20 protein-coding genes are annotated in these 19,201 nt (G+C 71.3%); 11 read left to right on the top strand and 9 right to left on the bottom strand.

Going from position 1 to position 19,201, the window contains the following annotated elements:
• Window positions 1-45 precede the first annotated feature (45 nt).
• The 3 genes from STBA_RS12810 (at window position 46) to STBA_RS12800 (ending at window position 2,558) form a co-directional block, all read left to right on the top strand.
• Window positions 46-618, top strand: a complete 573-nt coding sequence (locus STBA_RS12810) for a GrpB family protein (RefSeq protein ID WP_077059370.1) — start codon at window positions 46-48, stop codon at window positions 616-618.
• Window positions 619-859: 241 nt separating this feature from the next.
• Entirely contained in the window at window positions 860-1,849 is a 990-nt protein-coding gene (locus STBA_RS12805) for an aldo/keto reductase (protein WP_077059369.1), read from the top strand.
• A gap of 46 nt (window positions 1,850-1,895) precedes the next feature.
• Window positions 1,896-2,558 carry an HAD-IB family phosphatase gene (locus STBA_RS12800; RefSeq protein ID WP_077059368.1) on the top strand — a complete coding sequence of 221 codons (663 nt, stop codon included), beginning with the start codon at window positions 1,896-1,898 and terminating at the stop codon, window positions 2,556-2,558.
• Here the strand turns inward: STBA_RS12800 and STBA_RS12795 are convergent, their stop codons facing one another.
• Both STBA_RS12795 and STBA_RS12790 read right to left on the bottom strand, forming a co-directional pair.
• Window positions 2,559-3,335, bottom strand: a complete 777-nt coding sequence (locus STBA_RS12795; RefSeq protein ID WP_079251886.1) for an ABC transporter permease subunit — start codon at window positions 3,333-3,335, stop codon at window positions 2,559-2,561. It lies immediately after the preceding gene.
• Window positions 3,332-4,054 carry an ATP-binding cassette domain-containing protein gene (locus STBA_RS12790; RefSeq protein WP_079251885.1) on the bottom strand — a complete coding sequence of 241 codons (723 nt, stop codon included), beginning with the start codon at window positions 4,052-4,054 and terminating at the stop codon, window positions 3,332-3,334. Before STBA_RS12790 ends, STBA_RS12795 begins: the two co-directional genes overlap by 4 nt.
• A gap of 109 nt (window positions 4,055-4,163) precedes the next feature.
• Between STBA_RS12790 and STBA_RS12785 the strand changes: the two genes are divergently transcribed.
• From STBA_RS12785 to STBA_RS12755, 7 genes are all read left to right on the top strand, one after another.
• Window positions 4,164-5,513: a histidine kinase gene (locus tag STBA_RS12785; RefSeq protein WP_079251884.1), complete on the top strand. Its 1,350-nt coding sequence runs from the start codon at window positions 4,164-4,166 to the stop codon at window positions 5,511-5,513.
• A complete protein-coding gene (locus tag STBA_RS12780; protein WP_077059366.1) occupies window positions 5,510-6,163 on the top strand; it encodes a response regulator transcription factor in 654 nt (217 codons plus the stop codon). The genes STBA_RS12785 and STBA_RS12780 overlap by 4 nt, the downstream gene beginning before the upstream one ends.
• A 173-nt stretch (window positions 6,164-6,336) precedes the next feature.
• The gene (locus STBA_RS12775; RefSeq protein WP_077059365.1) at window positions 6,337-7,947 is read left to right on the top strand and encodes an alkaline phosphatase D family protein; all 1,611 of its coding nucleotides are present in this window, start codon (window positions 6,337-6,339) and stop codon (window positions 7,945-7,947) included.
• A 140-nt stretch (window positions 7,948-8,087) separates the two neighbouring features.
• Window positions 8,088-8,981 carry an LLM class flavin-dependent oxidoreductase gene (locus tag STBA_RS12770; RefSeq protein WP_077063287.1) on the top strand — a complete coding sequence of 298 codons (894 nt, stop codon included), beginning with the start codon at window positions 8,088-8,090 and terminating at the stop codon, window positions 8,979-8,981.
• 95 nt (window positions 8,982-9,076) lie between these two features.
• On the top strand, window positions 9,077-10,066 hold the full coding sequence (locus STBA_RS12765) for an aldo/keto reductase (RefSeq protein ID WP_077059364.1): 990 nt from the start codon (window positions 9,077-9,079) through the stop codon (window positions 10,064-10,066).
• Between the two features lie 99 nt (window positions 10,067-10,165).
• Window positions 10,166-10,834, top strand: a complete 669-nt coding sequence (locus STBA_RS12760; protein ID WP_077059363.1) for a lytic polysaccharide monooxygenase — start codon at window positions 10,166-10,168, stop codon at window positions 10,832-10,834.
• A gap of 126 nt (window positions 10,835-10,960) precedes the next feature.
• Window positions 10,961-11,449 (top strand): helix-turn-helix transcriptional regulator, encoded by a 489-nt coding sequence (locus tag STBA_RS12755; RefSeq protein ID WP_107485037.1) that lies wholly within the window; start codon window positions 10,961-10,963, stop codon window positions 11,447-11,449.
• Window positions 11,450-11,470: 21 nt separating this feature from the next.
• Here STBA_RS12755 and STBA_RS12750 read toward each other — a convergent pair whose 3' ends face one another.
• Together STBA_RS12750 and STBA_RS12745 are read right to left on the bottom strand one after the other, a co-directional pair.
• On the bottom strand, window positions 11,471-12,079 hold the full coding sequence (locus tag STBA_RS12750; protein ID WP_077059362.1) for an ATP-dependent Clp protease proteolytic subunit: 609 nt from the start codon (window positions 12,077-12,079) through the stop codon (window positions 11,471-11,473).
• Between the two features lies 1 nt (window position 12,080).
• The gene (locus tag STBA_RS12745) at window positions 12,081-12,734 is read right to left on the bottom strand and encodes an ATP-dependent Clp protease proteolytic subunit (protein WP_077059361.1); all 654 of its coding nucleotides are present in this window, start codon (window positions 12,732-12,734) and stop codon (window positions 12,081-12,083) included.
• Window positions 12,735-13,058: 324 nt separating this feature from the next.
• Here STBA_RS12745 and STBA_RS12740 point away from each other — a divergent pair, with 324 nt between their 5' ends.
• Window positions 13,059-13,961 carry a LysR family transcriptional regulator gene (locus STBA_RS12740; protein ID WP_077063286.1) on the top strand — a complete coding sequence of 301 codons (903 nt, stop codon included), beginning with the start codon at window positions 13,059-13,061 and terminating at the stop codon, window positions 13,959-13,961.
• A 41-nt stretch (window positions 13,962-14,002) separates the two neighbouring features.
• Here STBA_RS12740 and STBA_RS12735 read toward each other — a convergent pair whose 3' ends face one another.
• From STBA_RS12735 to STBA_RS12715, 5 genes are all read right to left on the bottom strand, one after another.
• Window positions 14,003-14,569, bottom strand: coding sequence for a nitroreductase (locus STBA_RS12735; protein ID WP_077059360.1), 567 nt, complete (start codon window positions 14,567-14,569; stop codon window positions 14,003-14,005).
• Window positions 14,570-14,718: 149 nt separating this feature from the next.
• Window positions 14,719-15,747, bottom strand: a complete 1,029-nt coding sequence (locus STBA_RS12730; RefSeq protein WP_077059359.1) for a TauD/TfdA family dioxygenase — start codon at window positions 15,745-15,747, stop codon at window positions 14,719-14,721.
• A 74-nt stretch (window positions 15,748-15,821) separates the two neighbouring features.
• Window positions 15,822-16,907 carry an aspartate kinase gene (locus STBA_RS12725; RefSeq protein WP_077059358.1) on the bottom strand — a complete coding sequence of 362 codons (1,086 nt, stop codon included), beginning with the start codon at window positions 16,905-16,907 and terminating at the stop codon, window positions 15,822-15,824.
• Window positions 16,904-17,947 (bottom strand): aspartate-semialdehyde dehydrogenase, encoded by a 1,044-nt coding sequence (locus STBA_RS12720; protein WP_077059357.1) that lies wholly within the window; start codon window positions 17,945-17,947, stop codon window positions 16,904-16,906. The genes STBA_RS12725 and STBA_RS12720 overlap by 4 nt, the downstream gene beginning before the upstream one ends.
• A gap of 15 nt (window positions 17,948-17,962) precedes the next feature.
• The gene (locus tag STBA_RS12715) at window positions 17,963-18,982 is read right to left on the bottom strand and encodes a DMT family transporter (protein ID WP_253194698.1); all 1,020 of its coding nucleotides are present in this window, start codon (window positions 18,980-18,982) and stop codon (window positions 17,963-17,965) included.
• Window positions 18,983-19,201 lie beyond the last annotated feature (219 nt).

Here is a 19,201-nt window from a genome sequence, read left to right as displayed (position 1 = left end):
CCTTCGATGGTGCGTGCGGGATGCCTGGGGGAGGAGCGTGCCGAGATGCCGTTTCCGGACGAGTGGCGCCCGGTCGAGGTGGTCGACCACCGGGCCGGATGGGCGGCCGAGTTCGACCGGCTGGCCGCGGCCCTGCGTGCGGCACTGGGCGCGCGGGCGATCGCGGTGGAACACGTGGGCTCCACCGCCGTGCCGGGGCTGCCCGCGAAGGACTGCATCGACGTACAGGTGCGGGTCCGCGGCGTGGCCGAGGCCGTGGACGTGCCCCTGATGACGGCGATCGGTTTCCGCTGCCGGCCGGAGCCGTGGAACCGCACCGAGGTCAGCGGCGGAGTCCGGTGCGCCAAGCTGGTGTTTGCTCCGCCGGTCGGCGCGCGCACCTGCAACGTCCACGTGCGCGAGACCGACGGCCCGAATGCCCGTTTCGCGCTGCTCTTCCGCGACTACCTGCGGGCCGACGCGGACGCCCGCCGCGCCTGGGGCGCTTTCAAGCAGCGCCTGTCCGCCACCGTGCCCGACTGGCTGGAATACGGCCAGATCAAGGCGCCGGCCACCGAGGTGCTCATGGGTGCGGCGGAGCACTGGGCCGCCGCGACCGGCTGGCAGCCGCCCGCCTGACTATGGCAGCAAGGGCGCCCCGTCCCGCTCCTCGCGTTTCCCGGCGTATGCCCGGCGTGGCCCGCGACGGGCTGCCCGGCTCTGCCGGGTACGTGACGACCCGCTGGTCCAGCGTGTCGGCAGAAGCCGTTCCTAGCCCTGCCAGGGCTAGTTTCCGCTGGGCACTGGCTGAGCGTCCGCGCGGCACGCCAGGATCGGTGGCGAATCGGCGTGAGCCCGAAGAGCAAAAGGGAGATGCATCGTGCGCTATCGCAGCCTGGGTCAGCATGGGCCGCTCGTATCGGCGGTCGGGTTCGGTGCCATGACGCTGGTGACGAACGTGTACGACGAGGTGGCGGCCGAGGACGCCGAGGCGGCCCTGCTCGCGGCCGTGGACGCCGGCATCACACTTGTCGACACGGCCGACATCTACGGCGACGGCTACAGCGAGCGGATGATCGGCAGGGTCCTGGGGGCGCGCCGCGAAGAGATCGTCCTGGCCACGAAGTTCGGCGGGAACCAGGGCGCCGACGGGCAACTGCTGAGCGGACTCGGCCGCCCCGCGTACGTGCGCCGAGCCCTCGACGCCAGCCTGGAGCGGCTGGGCACCGACCATGTAGAGGTGTACTACCTCCACCGGCTCGACCCGACCACGCCGATCGAGGAAACCGTCGGTGCTCTTGCCGAGTTGGTCACGGCGGGGAAGATCGGACACATCGGGCTGTCCGAGGTGTCCCCGGCCACGCTGCGCCGCGCACACGCGGTGCATCCCGTCGCGGCCCTGCAAACCGAGTACTCGCTCTTCAACCGGGCACCGGAGGACGAACTGCTGGCGACCTGCGCCGAGCTGGGCACCGCGTTCGTCGCGTACAGCCCGCTGGGACGAGGGCTGCTCGGCGGCTCCGTGCGCGGGACCGCGGACCTCGGCCCGCAGGACTGGCGCCGCGGCAACCCCCGCTTCCAGCCCGGCAACCTCGGCCGGAATCTGACACTCGTCGACGCGCTGGCCGCCCTGGCGGCGGAGCAGGGCATCACGACCGCACAGCTCGCACTGGCCTGGCTGCTGCACCGCGGCACCGTCCCGATTCCGGGCACGCGCCGCGTGCCCAACGTGCGGGCGAACGCGGCGGCGGCGGACCTGTCGCTGGACGAGGCCGTCTTCCAGCAGCTCGAGAAGCTGGTGCCGCCCGGCTCGGTGGCCGGGGCGCAGGCGGACGAAAGCTACCTGGCCGGGATCGACACCGGTAGGTGAGGATGAAGGGCGGCGCCCCTGGCGGACACCGGTGAAAGGGCATGTCATGCTGCACGTCTTCGACATGGACGGAACACTCCTGCGCGGTACGACGGCCAATCTTGAGGTGGCCCGTCAGATCGGCACGCTGGCCGAGCTGACGGAACTCGAAGTGCGGTTCGCGGCAGGGGAACTGGACACGAAGGGCTTCTCTGCCGCCATCCGCGTACTGTGGGCACACCTCACCCCCGCCGCGGTCACCGCGGCATTCGCCGCCGGTCCGTGGCTGGCTGGTATTGAGGATGTGTGCGCCGACATCCGCCGCCGCGGTGACCGGTCCGTGGTGATCACGATGTCGCCGGACTTCTTTGCGCGACAGCTGCTTCCGCTTGGTTTCGATCATGTGGTGGCCTCCCGGTTTCCCGAACTTCCCTTCACCCGCCCACTCGACCCGGCGAACGTGCTGACCCCGCAGGACAAAGTCCGCATCGTCGAGGAGCTGTGCGCCGACCACGGTCTCGCCGTGGAGGACTGTGTCGCCTACGGCGACTCGATGTCCGACGCCCCGCTGTTCCGCCGGCTGCGCCGCACCGTCGCGGTCAACGCCGACCACCATCTCGCCGGGCTCGCCGCCCTGAGCTACCGCGGCACCAGCCTGAGTGAGGCATACGCCCTGGCGCGGACCCTCCTGGCCCGGCCCGCGCCGGACCGGGTGGCGCCCACGGGGTGATCAGGCATCGCGCCTCCCGAGTACCCGGTAACCGGCCGCGAGCGCCACGGCTGCCCACAGGCCGAGGATGCCCACGCCCGCCCAGGGGCCGAAATCTCGGTCGAACTTCATGTCTTCCGGCGGCCCCGCCATGTGGAGGATCACCGCCCCCGCCTGGTCCGGCAGGTACTGGGCGACGGCGCCCACCACCGGCACGTTCCCCAGGCCCTGGGAGCCGAGGAAGAACAGGGGAAGCATCAGCCCTAGCGCCCGGGCGGGGCTGCGCAGCACCGTGGTGAGGCCCAGCGCGAACAGCGCCATCAGCGTCATGTACAGCCAGCCGCCCACCAGCAGCCGTGGTACCCCCTCCGCACCGAAGGAGACGCCGTAGGGCCCGAGGGCCGCCTGCGCGACGACGAACGACACGGGGACGACCACGATCCCCAGCGCGGCCACCGGCAGGACGGCGGCCAGGATCTTGGCCGTGAAGAAGTGGCCGCGGCGCGGTATGGCCAGTAGCGAGGCGCGGATCGTCCCCGAGGAGTACTCACTGCCGATCACCAGAATCGCAAACACGACGACGGCGAGCTGGGCCATGACGATGCCGAATGAACTCATCGCGAGCGCATCGAAGTCCTCTTGGCGCTCCCGGGACATGTCGTCGTAGGAGCCGCGCATACTGGCGCCTATCAGGGCGCTGAAGCCGACGGCGAGCACCGCGGTCGCCACCAGCGCCCACACGGCCCCCCGCATCGTGCGCATCTTGATCCACTCGGCGGCGAGAGCCATTCCGGTCATAGCCCTTCGCCTCCCGTGAGCCGCAGGAACGCCGCCTCCAGCGAGGCGGGCTGACCCGCCGTCGCATGCTCTTCGACGAAAGCGTGCACGCTTGTGTCGGCGAGCAGCCGCCCCCGGCCGATGATGACCAGGTGATCGGCCGTCAGCGTCATCTCACTCAACAGGTGGCTCGACACCAAAACGGTCCGCCCCTCGGCCGCCAGCTTCTTCAGCAGCGTCCGCAGCCACAGAAGGCCCTCCGGGTCCAGCCCGTTGCCCGGCTCGTCCAGCATGAGCACGTGCGGGTCCCCCAGCAGCGCGGCGGCGATGCCGAGGCGCTGCGCCATGCCGAGCGAAAAGGTCCCGGCCCGCTTCCCGGCCACCGCCGCCAAGCCCGTCAGCTCGAGCACCTCCGCCACCCGTCTGGGCGCTATCCCATTGCTCCTGGCCAGCCAGCGCAGATGGTCGCGCGCTCTCCGGCCGCGGTGCACCTCGCCGGCGGACAGCACCGCACCGACCTGCCGGAGCGGCTTCTCCAATTCCCGGTAGGGGAGGCCGCCGACGAGCGCCCTGCCACCACTCGGGCCGTCCAGGCCGAGGATCATCCTCATCGTCGTGGACTTCCCCGCCCCATTGGGTCCGAGAAAGCCGGTCACCCGGCCGGGCAGGACGGAGAACGAAAGCCCGTCCACCGCGACTGCGGCCCCGTAGGACTTGCTGAGATTCTGAACTTCGATCACGCCGTTCACGCTACGTGTCCGCCCGGTCGCCCACTACTGACGAAAGTCGTCTCTTCCATTGACGAAAGTGCATGGCCGAAGCCGATGGGCCGCGCCGTAACCTGACGCCATGAAACGGCATTTCCCCGCCGCGGCAGTGATCGCGGCGGATACCGCGATCGTGGCCGGGGCGTGGCAGCCCTGGGCCGTGCTGGTCTTCGCGCTGGCCGTCGGCGCGGTGACGGTCCTCGGGACGCGGCTCCCGGTGCCCGCCCTGATGGCTGCGCTGCTCCTCGCCTCGCTGACGGGCGTCGCCTTCCTCGTCCTGCTGTGGTCGGCCTACCGGGCCGGCGCTGTCCTGGTGTCCCGCACCGACGGCGCGGTGACCGCGGGCGCCGTGGCCGGGAGCCTCGCGGCGCAGCTGGTGGCCCGCGCGGATGGGCCGGGCGCCCTCCCGCAGCTCATATCCGGCTACGTCGCTTTCGTCGCGCTGCCGCTGCTGACCGGTCGGTACCTCGCCCAGCAGCGCCGGCTGGTGACGGCCCTCGACGAGCGGAACCGGCAGCTGACCCTCGAGCGGGAGCTGCTGGCCGAGCGGGAGCGGCTGAGGGAGCGCCTGCGCATAGCCCGCGACATGCACGACTCCCTCGGGCACCGGCTGTCCCTGGTGTCCGTGCAGGCCGCGGCCCTGGAGGTGTCCGACCTGCCGCCGCGCGAGCGGAAGACCGCCGCGCACGTGGCGGTCGCCGCCCGTGCCGCGATGAGCGAGCTGCACGAACTGGTCGGCGCCTTGCGGGGCGAGGAGGAGGCCGTGCGCGCCCAGAGCCTGGGCGTGGCCGCCATAGAGACACTGACCGAGGAGTTCAGGACGGCGGGGCTGGCCGTCGAGTTCCGGCAGCGCGGCGAGCCGCGGCAGTTGTCGGCCGCCGCCTGGCAGGCGGCGTACCGGGTCGCCGAGGAAGGGCTGACCAATGCCGTGAAGCACGCACCCGGGGCCCCGGTCAGGGTGGGGGTGGCGTGGGAGGGGGATGCGCTGCTTCTCACCGTGGTCAATCCCGTCGGCGTGGCACCGGACGCCGCGGCCGCCGGGCGGCAGCCGCCCGGTGGGCACGGCCTGACCGGCCTCGGGGAGCGGGTGACCGCGGTCGGCGGGTTTCTCGACCACCGGCGGACCGACGGCGCGTTCCGGCTCGTCGCCATGCTCCCCGACGCCCGGGCCCGCCCCGGAAGCACCGAAAGCCCTGGAAGCCCCGGAAGCGCCGGTGGCACAGAGGGCTCGGGGGGCTCGGGAAGCGGCGGTGCCCGCGTCCGTGTCCTCGCTCCCGTCGGGGCCGGACCCGGGGAAGAGGAGGGCGTGGGGAGCGAGGCCGTCGATCCGGGCCGGGTGCGGGCCATGCTGCGCACCGCGGGTCTGGGCGTGGCCATGGCCACCCTGATCTTCTTCTTCCTGCCCGCCGGCATGCTGATGGGGGTGCGGTGATCAAAGTGCTGGTCGCGGACGACGAGCCGCTGATCTCCGCGGGCATCCGCACCGTTCTGGAGTCCGCATCCGACATGGAGGTGATGGCCGAGACCACCGACGGCCGAGCGGCCGTCGAGGAGGCGGTCAGGCTGGGGGTGCACGTCGCCCTGCTCGACATCGCCATGCCCGTCCTCGATGGGCTGAGCGCCGCCGAGGAGTTGCACCGCCGGGCACCGAAGATCAGGACCGTCGTGCTCACCGCCTTCGGCCAGGAGCCCAATGTGCTGCGCGCCCTTCAGGCGGGAGCCGCCGGCTTCCTCCTGAAGAACTGCACGCCGCAGGAGCTGATCGGGGCGGTCCGGGCCGCCTATGGCGGCGACGCGTTTCTCTCCCCGGCCGTGACCAGGCTTGTCCTCGGCGTCGTCACCCCCGGCGACCTGCGCCGCCGCAGGGAGGCGGCGGAGCTGATCACAGCCCTCAGCCCGCGCGAGGCCGACGTTGCCCGGCTCATTGCCGAGGGCCTGACGAACGCCGAGATAGGCCACCGCCTCCACATGAGCGAAATGACGATCAAGAGCTACGTGAGCCGGGTGCTGGCCAAGCTCGGCTGTGCGAACCGAGTTCAGGCGGCGCTCCTCGTCCGGGATGCCGCGCCGCCCCTCACATGACCCCCACCCGGTGTTCCCCCGCACCACATCCCCCGTATGACAATTGGCCCGCTACGTGCCGATGTTCCCCGAAAGGTGGTGAAACGTAGGGCGAGCCTCCACCCGAACGTCATCGCGCGCCACGATCGTGGCGGCCCGTCAGTACCACCGTGCACAGACGGGCAGGTTCTTCGATGGATCTCACCAGACGCCGCCTCCTCGGTAGCGCCGGAGCCGGAACGGCCGCGCTCGGCCTCTTCGCCGCCGGGTTCAGCAACGGCACCGCCTGGGCCAGCCCTCGCTTCGCCGGGGACCCCTTCCGCCTCGGCGTGGCCTCCGGCGACCCGGAGCCCGACGGGGTCGTCCTGTGGACGCGCCTCGCCCCCGACCCGCTCGCCGTTGACGGCCGGGGCGGCATGCCCGAGCGCCGTGTTGCCGTGCAGTGGCAGGTCGCCCACGACGAACGCTTCCGCGACGTGGCACGTCAGGGCATCGCCCAAGCCGTGCCCGAGCTCGGCCACTCCGTCCACGTGGAGGTCGCGGGACTGGCCCCGGGCCGCGACTACTTCTACCGCTTCCGCGCGGGCGGCGAGGTCAGCCGGACGGGCCGCACCCGCACCGCGCCCTCCCCGCACGACCAGGGGAGCGGCACGGAGGTCTCGTTCGCCTTCGCCTCCTGCCAGTGCTGGTACGAGGGTTTCTACACCGCCTACCGCCACATGGCCGAGGAGAACCTCGACTTCGTCGTCCACCTCGGCGACTACCAGTACGAGTACGGCGTCGGCGCGACCGCCGGGGTCCGCGGCATGGAGCTGGACGCCTCCTTCCAGCGTGAGACGTACACCCTCGCCGAGTACCGCAACCGGCACGCGCTCACCAAGCTCGACGCCGATCTCCAGTCCGCCCACGGGGCGTTCCCCTGGATTCTCACCTGGGACGACCACGAGGTGGAGAACAACTGGGCAGCCGACATCGCCGCCATCGACACCGACGGCTTCCCCGACGCGGACATCGCCAGCTTCCGCGCACGCAAGGCCGCCGCCTTCCAGGCGTACTACGAGCACCTGCCGCTCCGCCTGCCGCAGAAGCCGAACGGATCGGCGGTGCGCATGTACCGGCGGCTGCCGTTCGGCGGCGTGCTCGACCTGCACGTGCTCGACTCCCGTTCCTACCGCGACGACCAGGTCTGCGGTGACGGCACCAAGCCCGGCTGCGACACCGAGCGCAGCGACCCCGCGCGCACCATGCTGGGCGCCGCGCAGGAACGGTGGCTGCTCGACGGCGCGGCGCGCTCCGGGGCCACGTGGAACGTGCTCGCCAACCAGACCCTCATCGCCCAGGTCGACCAGGACCCCGACCCCGCCGTCCTCTCCTCCGGCCTCGACATGTGGGACGGCTACACCGCCGCACGCGACCGGCTCCTGACCGGCCTGCACGGGCGTGGCGTCGCCAACCCCGTGGTGCTGACCGGCGACATCCACCGGAGCGTGGTCGCCGATCTGAAGCTCGACTTCGGTGACGAGGCATCGCCGGTCGTCGCCACCGAGTTCGCCGGTACGTCCATCAGCTCCGGCAAGGACGGCGCCCCCATGGACCAGGTCGGCCACGACTGGCTCACCGCGGGCGTCAACCCGCACCTGAAGTGGCACAACTCGCAGCGCGGCTACACGGTCATGCGCGCCACCGGGCGCGAACTCCGGGCCGATTACCGCGTCGTTCCCTATGTCACCACCCCCGGCGCGCCCGTCGAGACGGCCGCCCGGTTCATCGTCGAGCCCGGCCGCCCCGGCGCGCAGGCCGTCTGATCTCCGCACAACCACCCGCGGGGCGCGCGGACAACGCGCCCCGCCCGCCCCGCGGGTATCCGGATGGAACGGCGCCATGTCCTGCCCGTACGGTGGGACCCGTGACCACTGTGACGACCGGCAGGCTCCGCCTCGGCGTGATGTTCGACCGGGACCAACGCCCAGAAGACCTCGCCCATTTCGCCGCCGCGGTGGAGGAACAGGGGGCGGACGACCTGTGGGTGGTCGAGGATCTGACGTGGGCCGGGGCCGTCGCCTCGGCGGCGCTGGCCCTGGCCGCGACCTCCCGCCTCCGCGTCGGCATCGGCATCGCCCCCGCGCCGCTGCGCAACCCGGCCCTGCTGGGCATGGAGCTCGCCACCCTGGCCCGCGCGTTCCCCGGCCGCCTCATCGCCGGGATCGGGCACGGCGTGCCCGAATGGATGGCGCAGGTCGGTGCGGCGCCCGCCAGCCCGCTCGCGCTGCTCGAGGAGACCGTCACCACCGTGCGCACGCTCCTCGCCGGTGAGGAGGCCAACGTCGACGGGCGGGCCGTGCACATCGATGGCGTTCGCCTGGTGCATCCGCCCGCCGAGCCGCCGCCGGTCGTGACGGGCGTGGTACGCCCGCGTTCCCTCGAACTGTCCGGCCGGGCCGCGGACGGCACCATCCTCGCGGAGGGCCAGGGTCCGCGGCAGATCGCCGCCGCGCTGCCCCACATCACCCGCGGACGGGAGGCCGCCGCGGCAAGCCGCCCGCACGAGCTGATCGTCTTCACCCATCTCTGCGTGCCGGACGACCCCGACCGCACCCGTCCCGTCCTTGAGGCGCAGGCGGGCTGGCTCGGCATCCCGCCCGCGGAGTCGTTCCTGGCCGCGGGTGATCCCGGCACGGCCGCCGCCCGCGTTCAGGAGCTGTGGCAGGCCGGTGCCTCCACCGTGGTGCTGCGGCCGATCGGCCCGGACCCGCTGGCCCAGACCGGTGCCACGCTGGCCGCCGTTTCCCGCCTCCCCAACGGCACCTGGGGCGGGGGCCATGACGGCGCCGCCGGCTAGCCCGGAGCCGGCGCCCGCCGTTCCGACGGCGGCGGCGATGGTGAGGGCGGCGGCGATGGTGAGGGCGACGGCCGCGAGGTCGAGGGCGGCGGGCCGTGCGCGCCGGTGAACTCGTTCCGCTCGGCCGCACCGGGCTGAAGGTCAGCCGTCTCGGGCTCGGACTGGCGTCCATCGGCGGGCTGTTCGTGCCCGTTCCCGCCGAGCAGGCCGCCGCCACCGTCGATCGCGCCTGGCGGCTCGGCGTGCGGCTGTACGACACCGCCCCCGTGTACGGCTACGGGCGCTCAGAGGCGTACGCCGGCGCGGCCCTCGCGCCGCGCCCGCGCGACCGGTTCGTGCTGTGCACGAAGGTGGGGCGCCTGATCGAGCCGAACGGCCCCGATACGCAGGAGATCTGGGCGGACCCGCCTCCCGGGCTCGGGCCGCGCCTGGATTATTCGTACGCCGCGGTGCTGCGTTCGCTGGCCGAGAGCCTGGACCGGCTCGGCCTCGACCGGGTCGACGTGCTGCACATCCACGACCCCGACGAGGACTACCCGGCCGCGCTCGCCGACGCCTACCGCGCCCTGGCCGAGCTGCGCCGGGCGGGCACCGTGGGGGCCGTCTCGCTGGGCGTGAATCACGCGGATGTCGCGGCCCGCTTCCTGCGCGAGGCGCCCGAGCCCGGCCCGGACTGCATCCTGCTCGCGGGCCGTTACACCCTGCTCGACCAGTCAGGACTCGACGAGTTGCTGCCGCTGTGCGCGCGGCGCGGGGTCGCGGTCATGGCGGCGGGCGTCTTCCAGTCCGGGCTGCTGGCCGACCCCACGCCCGGTGCCCCGCACGGTTACCGGAACGTTCCGCCGCTGCTGCGCGCCCGCGTCGCGGCGATCCGCGGCATCTGCGCGCGGTACGGGGTGCCGCCGCTGGCCGCCGCGCTGCGCTTCCCACTGGCCCACCCGGCGGTCGCGACGGTCGTCGTCGGCGCCCGGACGCCGGATGAGGTCGAGCAGAACGCGGCGTTCCTCGCCCACCCCGTCCCCGGGGGGCTGTGGCAGGACTTGAGGGCCGCGCGCCTGCTGCCGCGCGAGGCGCCGGTCCCCTGAGGGGATTGAACGTTTCAGTCGACGGGTGCCGGGTAGGGCCTCGTTGATCTATGGGAGCGCTCCCAGCCGGAACCCCACAGCCGGAAGATGGAGAACGCAATGAGCTCAGCTGTACCCGCGCTGTCCGCCCGAGGCCCGCTGCGCGTCCTCGCGCTGCTGTCGGCCGCCCTGCTCTTCCTCATCCCGTGGGCCGACACGGCCGCGGCCCACGGCTCCGTCATCGACCCGCCGTCCCGCAACTACGGCTGCTGGGAACGCTGGGGCGACGACTTCCAGAACCCGGCCATGGCGCAGCAGGACCCCATGTGCTGGGAGGCGTGGCAGGACGACACCAACGCCATGTGGAACTGGAACAGCCTGTTCCGCGAGAACGTCGGCGGCGACCACAGGGGTGCGATCCCCGACGGCCAGCTGTGCAGCGCCGGGCTGACCGCGGACGGCCGCTACGCATCGATGGACACCCCGGGCGCGTGGCAGACGACGGACGTGACCGACGACTTCACCGTCGTGTTCCAGGATCAGGCCCACCACGGCACCGACTACTTCCAGGTCTACGTCAGCAAGCAGGGCTACGACCCGAAGACGCAGCCGCTCGGCTGGGACGACCTCGAACTCGTGGCCGAAACCGGGAGCATGCCGCCCGGGGAGATCAACAACATCGAGGTCAGCACCTCGGGCCGCAGCGGACACCACGTGGTCTTCACCATCTGGCAGGCCGCGCACCTGGACCAGTCCTACTACATTTGCAGCGACGTCAACTTCGGTTGATCCGCGCGAGACCCCGGCGTCCGGACCCCGGGGCGGGGCCGGCGTCCCGGTTTCGCGGGGGGCGGAATGCGGCGCGGTGCCGTCCCGGCGCGTGGCTTCTAATCTGAACGGGTGAGCAGCAGCAACGTGCCGAACGAAGCCCGCGTCATCCCCCTGCGCTCGGCCACGGCCGGGGCCCCAGCTACGGCCGCGGCCCCAGCCACGGCCCCCGCCGCGCCGGGGCCCGGCAGCCCGGCCAAGGAGCCCCTGTGGCGGCACGTCGTCGGCGACGTCCTGCGCCGCGAACGCCGGGCCCAGGAGCGCACGCTCAAGGACGTGGCCGAGGCGGCCCGCATCTCCATGCCGTATCTCTCGGAGCTGGAGCGGGGCCGCAAGGAGGCGTCGTCCGAAGTCCTCGCGGCCGCCGCCCAGGCCCTCGGCCTGGGCCTGGCCGACCTCCTCGCCCTCGCGCACGACGAGGTGGCCCGCCCGGCCCCCGTCAGGCGGGCGGGCCCCGCCCCCGCGCCGACCGCCGAGGACGGCCGGGCCACGTCCCTTACGGAGCTGACCGGAAGGGGCCGCCCGGCCGGGCCGCGGGCGGCTGTGTCCTCCGGGCCTGTGCTGCTGGCCGCCTGAGCGGCTGTGGCGGCGGAGGACTCAGCGTCCTTTCTCCGGTGTGCGGCGGCTGAGTACCTGGTCGGCGAGTCCGTAGGCCACGGCCTCCTGTGCGGTGAATACCTTGTCCCGGTCCATGTCCGCCCGGAGGGTGGCCACGTCGTGCCGTGTGTGGCGGGAGAGGACTTCCTCGACCTGTGCGCGGATCCGCATCATCTCCTTGGCCTGGACGCTGAGGTCGGAGACGGTTCCCTGCTGTCCGCGGCTCGCCGGCTGGCCGAGGAGCACGCGTGCGTGTTCGAGTACGACGCGTCGTCCCGGGTCGCCGCCGGCCAGGAGCACCGCGGCGGTGGAGGCGGCCTGGCCGACGCAGAATGTCGAGATCGGGGCGCCTATGAACGTCATGGTGTCGTAGATGGCCATGAGTGAGGTGAACGAGCCGCCGGGTGAGTTGATGTAGATGGCGATTTCGCGGTCCGGGCTTGAGGATTCCAGGTGGAGGAGCTGGGCGATGACGACGTTCGCGACGCCGTCGTCGATCTCGGTGCCGAGGAAGATGACCCGCTCGGACAGCAGCCGGCTGTAGATGTCGTAGGCCCGTTCGCCGTTCGGGGTGCGTTCGACGACGGTCGGGATCGTGTACTGGCTCATGTCAGAACCCCGCCCTGCGCTGGGTGCCGGTCGGCCGGACGTCGGTCAGGGAGGAGACGACGTGGTCGACCATGCCGTACTCCTTGGCCTGCTGGGCGGTGAACCACCGGTCGCGATCGCCGTCGCGGGAGATGGTCTCCTCGGTCTGGCCGGTGTGCCGGGCGGTGATCCGTTCGATGGTTTTCTTGGTGAACTCCAGGTTCTCCGCCTGGATGGCGATGTCGGCGGTGGTACCGCCGATGCCCCCGGAGGGCTGGTGCATCATGATCCGCGCGTGCGGCAGTGCGTGGCGCTTCCCGGGGGTGCCGACCGCGAGCAGGAACTGCCCCATGCTGGCGGCGAAGCCCAGGGCGAGGGTCGACACGTCGTTGGGGATCAGCTGCATCGTGTCGTAGATCGCGAGCCCCGCCGAGACGGAGCCGCCGGGGCTGTTGATGTAGAAGCTGATGTCGGACCGCGGGTTCTCCGCGGAGAGCAGCAGCAACTGGGCGCAGATCCGGTTCGCGGAGACCTCGTCGACCTGCGTGCCGAGGAACACGATCCGCTGGGTCAGCAGCTGGGTGGACAGGTGGTCGTCGAAACGCGTCGCCGGGGTGTCCCCCTCTTCCGCCCTCGGCGCCGGGGCCGGACCCGGCCCGGTGAGGAGTGATGGCATCGGTCCTCCTGATCCTGATGTGGACGCGGCCATGCCGCCGCGATGTCTCCACTGTGGAGCCGATTGCGGTGGAAAAGGGGAGCTATCGGCCGGTAGCAGATTCGCTGCCGGCAGAGGGCGCTGTGCCCGGGTGACGCGTGTTGCGCCGCCGTAGATGAGGGGGTTGAGTGCCACTGCAACGCGAAGATGTCAAGTGGCGAACGTCACATCGCGCTATTTCGATGGGAGGTCTATACCTAGGCGTTTGTCGCCTTTGAGAGTGCTGCGGGGAGCCCGTGTTGAAGGCATGCTTTTCTCGGCAGAATGTTCAACACAGGGGGTACCGTGGAGATTCGCCATCTGGTGACGTTCCAGAAGGTCGCGACGCTGATGAGCTTCACCCGCGCCGCGGAGGAGCTGAGCTACGCACAGTCAAGTGTGACGACGCAGATTCGCGCGCTGGAGACATCACTGGGCGTCGAGCTTTTCGACCGGCTCGGCGGGCGGATCAGGCTGACGGCTGCCGGTGAGAAGCTGCTGGAGTACGCCGAGCAGATCCTGGCGCTGACCGACGCGGCACGCGCGGATCTCGCCGGTGGAGGCGGGCCGTCGGGCACCTTGATGATCGGCACGATGGAGAGTATCACCTCGTACCGGATGCCACCGTTACTGGAGTTCTTCCATCATCGCTACCCGAAGGTGCAGCTCTCGCTGCGGCCGAGCCTGTGCGCCGAGACCTGCTACGCGCTGCGCCAGGGCATCTTCGACATCGGCTTCCTCATGGAGCAGGAGACCCGGCACCAGGGCCTGGAGACCGTGGTGCTGGCGGAGGAGCCGCTGGTGCTCGTGGCGGCCCCGGGGCACCCCCTGGCAGGACGGAACGGCTTATCCCTCGCCGATCTGAGAGCGGCGTCCATCCTGGCGACCGAGGCCGGATGCGCGTACCGCGACCTGTTCGAGGAGGAGCTGCGGGTCGAAGGGACGATTCCCTTCCTCGAGTTCGGAACCATAGAGGCGATCAAGAGGGGCGTGACGTCCGGGCTGGGGGTCGCCCTGCTGCCTTCGGTGACCGTGGCCGGGGAGCTGGAGAAGGGCGAGATGACGCAGCTGGGGTGGGAAGCCCCGTTCTCCGTCCACACGCAGCTGGCGTGGCGCAGCGGCCGGCGGCTGTCACGGGAGCTGAAGCTGTTCATCGACCAGGCGGTGCGGCTGATGCGGGAGGACATGTCGCTGGCCGAGTCCGGCTGAGCCGGCCGGCGGCGCCGGTGCGGGCGGCCCGTCAAGGCGCCTCACACGCTCACCAGTTCGGGAGCGAAGACGGAGATCCGGTCGGTGACGTCGTCGGCTTTCCGCCGCTTGGGCGCTTGCGGCTCGCCCGGGGTGCCGATGTACAGCCAGCCCAGCAGGCGTTCCGTCGGCTGCAGGCCGAGCAGGCCGCGGGCCTGCGCGGATTCGGTGAACCTGCCCGTGCGCCAGATGCTTCCGAACCCGCGGGCGTGCAGCAGGAGGCTCAGGAAGCCGGTCATGGCGCTGGTGGCGGCCAGCTGTTCCCACTCGGGCACGCGGTGGTCGGTCACCGGCCTGAACACCAGGGTGGCCAGGAGCGGCGCCCGGCGGGTCTTGGCCTCCGCCTGATCCCGCCGGAGGCCGGGCGCGGGGCTGTCGTCGGCGAGGCAGCGGCCGAGCGCGGTGCGTCCTTCGCCGCGCACCAGTATCCACCGCCAGGGGCGGAGCCGGCCGTGGTCGGGGGCGGTGGCCGCGGCCCGGAGCAGGTAGGTGAACTCCTCGTCGTCAGGGGCCGGTTCCACGAGTGTGTGGGCACTCCGGCGGCTCAGTACGGCGGTCGTGACGTCCATGAGTGTGTCCTCCTCGTGTTCCTGCCCGTCGTTCTCGCTCGTTGTTCTCGCTCGTTGTTCTTGCTGGTCGTTCCCGCTCGTTCTTGCTCGTTGTGCCCGCGGAGTGGGGGGTGGGGGCCCCGGCTCGCCCCCACCCCCCACGGGACCGGTCAGTAGTGGACGCGGCGGTTGTCCTCGGTCTGCCGGTAGCGGATGGACCACTGGCTGCGGCGCACGTAACTCCGCTGAAGCCAGCGATCGGCGCCGTCATAACGGGCGGTGAACGGGGTGCGGGCGTGCAGGCCCTTGCGGTTGTTGATCAGCAGCGCCTCCCCGGGGCGCAGGTAGACCTGGTGGGCGGTCTCGCGGCAGGCGGCCTGGAGGCGGTCCAGGGCCGCTTCGGCCGCGGTGGTCATGGCACGGACGCCGTTGGCGGAGGCCGAGATCTCCGGAAAGTGCTCGGGCCCGCTGATCATGGGGACCAGGTCGGAGAGCACCTCGCGTCCGCCGGCCACGTCGCGCACGTAGCTGCCGGGGGCGTTGAGGCGGAACAGCGGGCTGCGCAGCAGCTCGTAGGTGCGGGAGTCGAGGGCACGGACGACATCCCTGGCGTCGGCGTAGTGGGTGGCGGCGACGCCTTCGTGGTCGGCGCGCAAGCAGCTGAGGACGAGGAAGTCGGGGTTGCTGACGTCGTAGCGGCCGATGGCGTCGTGAACGATGTCGTTGTGGAAGTTGAGGAAGACGGTCGAACCCTGGTTGGTCTGGGACGTCGCGCCGCCCGCGACGGGTATGACGTCGTGGACGAGTTGCCCGTTCTTCTCCGTCAGGAAGCCGACCGGCTCGCCGAGCAGGCCGGACAGGCCGAGCAGGACGCCTTCGGCGACGAACGTCTTCTTGCCGGTGGCCGGGCCGCCGTTCGCCGGTGTGGCAGGCAGCTCGGCGTCGACGGGCAGGTTGCGCACGTAGCCGACGCCGGGGGTGTCGCTGTGGCGGCCGAAGTCGAGGATCTGCTGGAGCAGTTCGAGGGGCAGGGTGGCAAAGATCTGGTGGTAGCGCGCCATGGAGCGGTCGATGTCCAGGTCGGGGTCCGGCGCGACGGCGAGCGCCTGCCCGATCGAGTCGCGGACGGCGTCCGGCAGTTCGATCCGGCCCAGGGTCTGCGGCGCGTGGGTGCTGGTCTGAAGAGTGGGCGTGCTCATGATGGTGGCTCCTTCGGCATGGTGGTGAGTGCGGTGGTTCGGGTGGCTGTGCAGGTGGTGGTGCGTTCGGTGGTTCACAGGACCCGGATTCCGACGGCGGGTTCCGGCAGTGCGTCGTGGAGTTTCTGCGCGAGCCGGCGGGCCTGCTCGGGCTCGTCGGCGATGTGGGTGATGGCGCGGCTTCCGGTGATCTCGGTGACGGGGATGCCCAGCACGCGGGCCCGGGGCAGATCGTGGGCGCGCTGGAAGCGTTCGATGTCCAGGTAGCCGCCGACGATGATGAGGTGCGGCCCGTCCTCCAGGCGTACGGTGTCGATTCCTTCGGTGTGGAAGATGCTGTGCGCCAGGTCCGCCTGAGCCGTGGTGTCGTAGGCGAGGACCGTGGATTTCGTGTTCAGCACGACGCTCGCGGTCGGAGCGCCCAAGCTGCCGATGACCGTGCCGGAGGGGAAGGGCGCCCGGTTGTGGCGGCAGACCAGCGTGATGCCGTGCTGCTTGGCGGTCCTGACCGACCTGCGGTGCAGGACCTTGGCGCCGTACAGCGACATCAGGGCGGCGACGTCGTACGCCACCTCGGACAGCAGGCGGGCGCCGCTGACCGCGTTCGGGTCCGCGCTGTAGATGCCGTCGACGTCCGAGTGCACCTCGCAGCGTTCGGCGCCCAGCGCCGCGGCGACGAGGACGGCTGACAGGTCGGAGCTGTTCTTGCCGAGCCAGGTGGGACGGCCGTGCTGGTCGGCGGCCTGGCCGCCGGGGATGATGACGACCTGGTGCTGGTCGAGGGCCTGCCGCAGCGGGGCGGCATCCAGCCGTTCCACCCTGGCCCACATGAACGTGGCGTCGGTGACCAGGCCCTGCTGGTGTCCGGCGAGCACGGTCGCCGTGATCCCGGCCCGGTGCAGGGCGGTGGACAGCAGGTGGGCGCTGATCGTGTCGGGCAGGGTCAGCAGTCCGGCTCCGGTGGCGTCATCCGGCTGCGGGTTGGCCTGGTGGAGCATGGACCGGAGCTTTTCGGTCTCGCCTGGCATGGCGCTGACCACGACGGCCAGGGGCCGCTGCTCGTCCGCTATTCGCTGGCTCAGGGCCGTGGCGAGGTCGGCGTAGGACTGGAGGGCGGGGAAGGTGGAGCCTCCGAACTTGAGGACGGCGGGTGAGGTCACAGCACACCTCGCAGGGTGAGGGCCTCGGCGATCTGCAGCGCGTTGAGCGCCGCGCCGATGCGCACGTTGTCGGCGACGATCCACAGCCAGAAGCCGCGCGGGTTGTGCGGGGAGACGCGGATGCGGCCGACGTGGACGTGGTTCGGGTCCCCCGCGGTGCGGGGAGTGGGGAAGGCGCCCGCGGTCCTGCCGTCGTGGACGGTGACCTCGGACTGCTCGGCCAGCAGTCCGACGAGCTCGTCGCGGTCGACCGGGTTGTGGCACTCGACCCAGGCCGCCTCGGAGTGGCTGTTGACCACGGGCACGCGCACACAGGTGGTGGTGACGTCCAGGTGCGGCAGCCCGAGGATCTTGCGGGATTCCTGGAGCATCTTCTGCTCTTCGAAGGTGAAGCCGTCGTCCAGGAGGCGGTCGATGCTCGGGATGACATCAAAGGCGAGGGACGGGGTGAACGTTCCGGTCACGCCGGCGCTGTCGGGATCGTCGAGAACGGTGCGGGCGCCGGCGCGCAGCTCCTCGATGCCGGAGTAGCCCGCGCCCGAGGCCGCCTGGTAGGTGCTGACGACGGCCTGACGTATGCCCCAGCGCTCCTGGATCGGCGCGAGCAGCCGGACCAGCGGGATGGTGGAGCAGTTCGGGTTGGCGATGATGCCACTGGCCGGGCGGGCGTCCAGCTCGTGTGCGTTGACCTGCGGAACGACCAGCGGGCTGTCGGGGTCCATCCGGAAGGCGCTGGTGTTGTCGATGACCAGGGCCCCCTGGGCGGCGGCCTTCACCGCGAAGGTCCTGCTCACGCCGGCCCCGGCGGAGAAGAAGGCGACGTCGACGCCGGAGAAGTCGAAGCCGTCCAGGTCCTGCACCCGGTAGGTGTGGCCCTCCGCGGTCACCTCGCGCCCGGCCGAGCGGGCGGAGGCGACCAGGTGCAGTTCGCGGTAACGGAAGTCGCGTTCCTCGATGAGCTGGAGGAGGGTGGTGCCGACCACTCCGGTGGCGCCGACCATGGCGACACGCGGTGCGGTGGGATCGGTGACGCGAGGCATGGCGGGGGTTTCCTCTCAGACGGTGGTGCGCTTGCGGGCGGCGGAGTCCTGTGCCGGGGCGGTGGCGGCGAGTTCCTTCGCTTCCTCCGCGGCCGTGGTGTCCGGTCCTGACTGCGCCGGGGCCGTGGAGACGGGGGCCGGGCGCAGGCGGGGGCGCCAGCCGAGGCTGATACCGAGGGAGGCGCCGACGATGAGCGGGATGCCCAGCGCCTGGGTCCAGGAGACGTGGTGCCCGTAGACCGCCCAGTCGCAGATCATGGCGGCGGCCGGGTACACGAAGGCCAGCACGGCGATCTTCGAGGTGGGCAGCTTCTGGTACGAGGAGTACATCAGGACGTACATGACGCCGGTGTGGATGACGCCGAGGCCGACGAGCCAGGCCCAGCCGGAGCCGAACTGGGCGCTCTCGCTGAGCTGGGTGAAGGGCAGCAGCAGCGGGATGCCCAGCAGCACCTGGACGAGGGCGACGAGGTGGGGCCGCACTCCGGTGACGCGCTTGGTGATGATCGTCGACAGACCGTAGAAGAGGGCGGCCAGCAGGGCGTATCCGAGGCCGGTCAGGTAGGCGCTGTCACCGGAGAGGTCGGAGGAGGAGACGCCGGCGACGAGGATGAGGCCCAGGAAGGCGACGACCAGCCAGCCCGCCTTGTGCGCGGTGATGCGGTCCTTGAACAGCACAGCCCCGAGCAGGACCACGAAGAATGGTTGGGTGTGGTAGACGACGGTGGCCACCGAGATGGACGTCGACTCGTAGGACTCGAAGAGGAACGCCCAGTTGAAGACGATGAACACGCCGCCGAGTGCGGCCAGGCCGAGCTTCTTCGCGGTGAAGCCGTGGTTCTTGAAGAAGCCGCGGATCAGGCAGTACAGGCCGAGGAAGAAGGTGCCGAACACGCAGCGGTAGAAGACCACGTTGAACGGGGAGGCGCCGGACTCGACGACGAAGACGCCGAGGGTGCCCGACAGCAGCATGGCCGCCGTCAGTTCGATCGCTCCGCGCGTCTCCGGACGCATGGGCGTTTCTGTCGTGCTCATGTCATACTCCTGATCTGGGGGCAATCCCGTTCTTCCGGCGTTCGGTGCGGAAGTCGGTGCGGGGCGGAAGATGAGGTGGGGCGGTGCCGGTCGGCAGCGTCGCGATGGTCCCCCATCGTCCGCTCCGAGAAGCTGGCGTATGGAAAAGCTACGAGCTCTGGCGGGGCCCGGTCCACGCTCCCCTGGGGAACGAAATCGATGCCCTCATCGAGGCTGCCG

The organism is Streptomyces sp. MP131-18, from assembly GCF_001984575.1.
GTDB lineage: Bacteria > Actinomycetota > Actinomycetes > Streptomycetales > Streptomycetaceae > Streptomyces > Streptomyces johnsoniae.
Note: the sequence above shows the minus strand (reverse complement) of the source record. Positions and strands in the feature narration are given on the sequence as shown.

Coding starts and splice junctions, on each gene's coding strand:
- STBA_RS12810 (WP_077059370.1), top strand. CDS start 46: ATGCCGTTTCCGGACGAGTGGCGCCCGGTCGAGGTGGTCGACCACCGG.
- STBA_RS12770 (WP_077063287.1), top strand. CDS start 8,088: ATGTTCGACCGGGACCAACGCCCAGAAGACCTCGCCCATTTCGCCGCC.
- STBA_RS12800 (WP_077059368.1), top strand. CDS start 1,896: ATGCTGCACGTCTTCGACATGGACGGAACACTCCTGCGCGGTACGACG.
- STBA_RS12795 (WP_079251886.1), bottom strand. CDS start 3,335: ATGACCGGAATGGCTCTCGCCGCCGAGTGGATCAAGATGCGCACGATG.
- STBA_RS12785 (WP_079251884.1), top strand. CDS start 4,164: ATGAAACGGCATTTCCCCGCCGCGGCAGTGATCGCGGCGGATACCGCG.
- STBA_RS12715 (WP_253194698.1), bottom strand. CDS start 18,982: ATGAGCACGACAGAAACGCCCATGCGTCCGGAGACGCGCGGAGCGATC.
- STBA_RS12730 (WP_077059359.1), bottom strand. CDS start 15,747: ATGAGCACGCCCACTCTTCAGACCAGCACCCACGCGCCGCAGACCCTG.
- STBA_RS12735 (WP_077059360.1), bottom strand. CDS start 14,569: ATGGACGTCACGACCGCCGTACTGAGCCGCCGGAGTGCCCACACACTC.
- STBA_RS12750 (WP_077059362.1), bottom strand. CDS start 12,079: ATGAGCCAGTACACGATCCCGACCGTCGTCGAACGCACCCCGAACGGC.
- STBA_RS12775 (WP_077059365.1), top strand. CDS start 6,337: ATGGATCTCACCAGACGCCGCCTCCTCGGTAGCGCCGGAGCCGGAACG.
- STBA_RS12720 (WP_077059357.1), bottom strand. CDS start 17,947: ATGCCTCGCGTCACCGATCCCACCGCACCGCGTGTCGCCATGGTCGGC.
- STBA_RS12745 (WP_077059361.1), bottom strand. CDS start 12,734: ATGCCATCACTCCTCACCGGGCCGGGTCCGGCCCCGGCGCCGAGGGCG.
- STBA_RS12760 (WP_077059363.1), top strand. CDS start 10,166: ATGAGCTCAGCTGTACCCGCGCTGTCCGCCCGAGGCCCGCTGCGCGTC.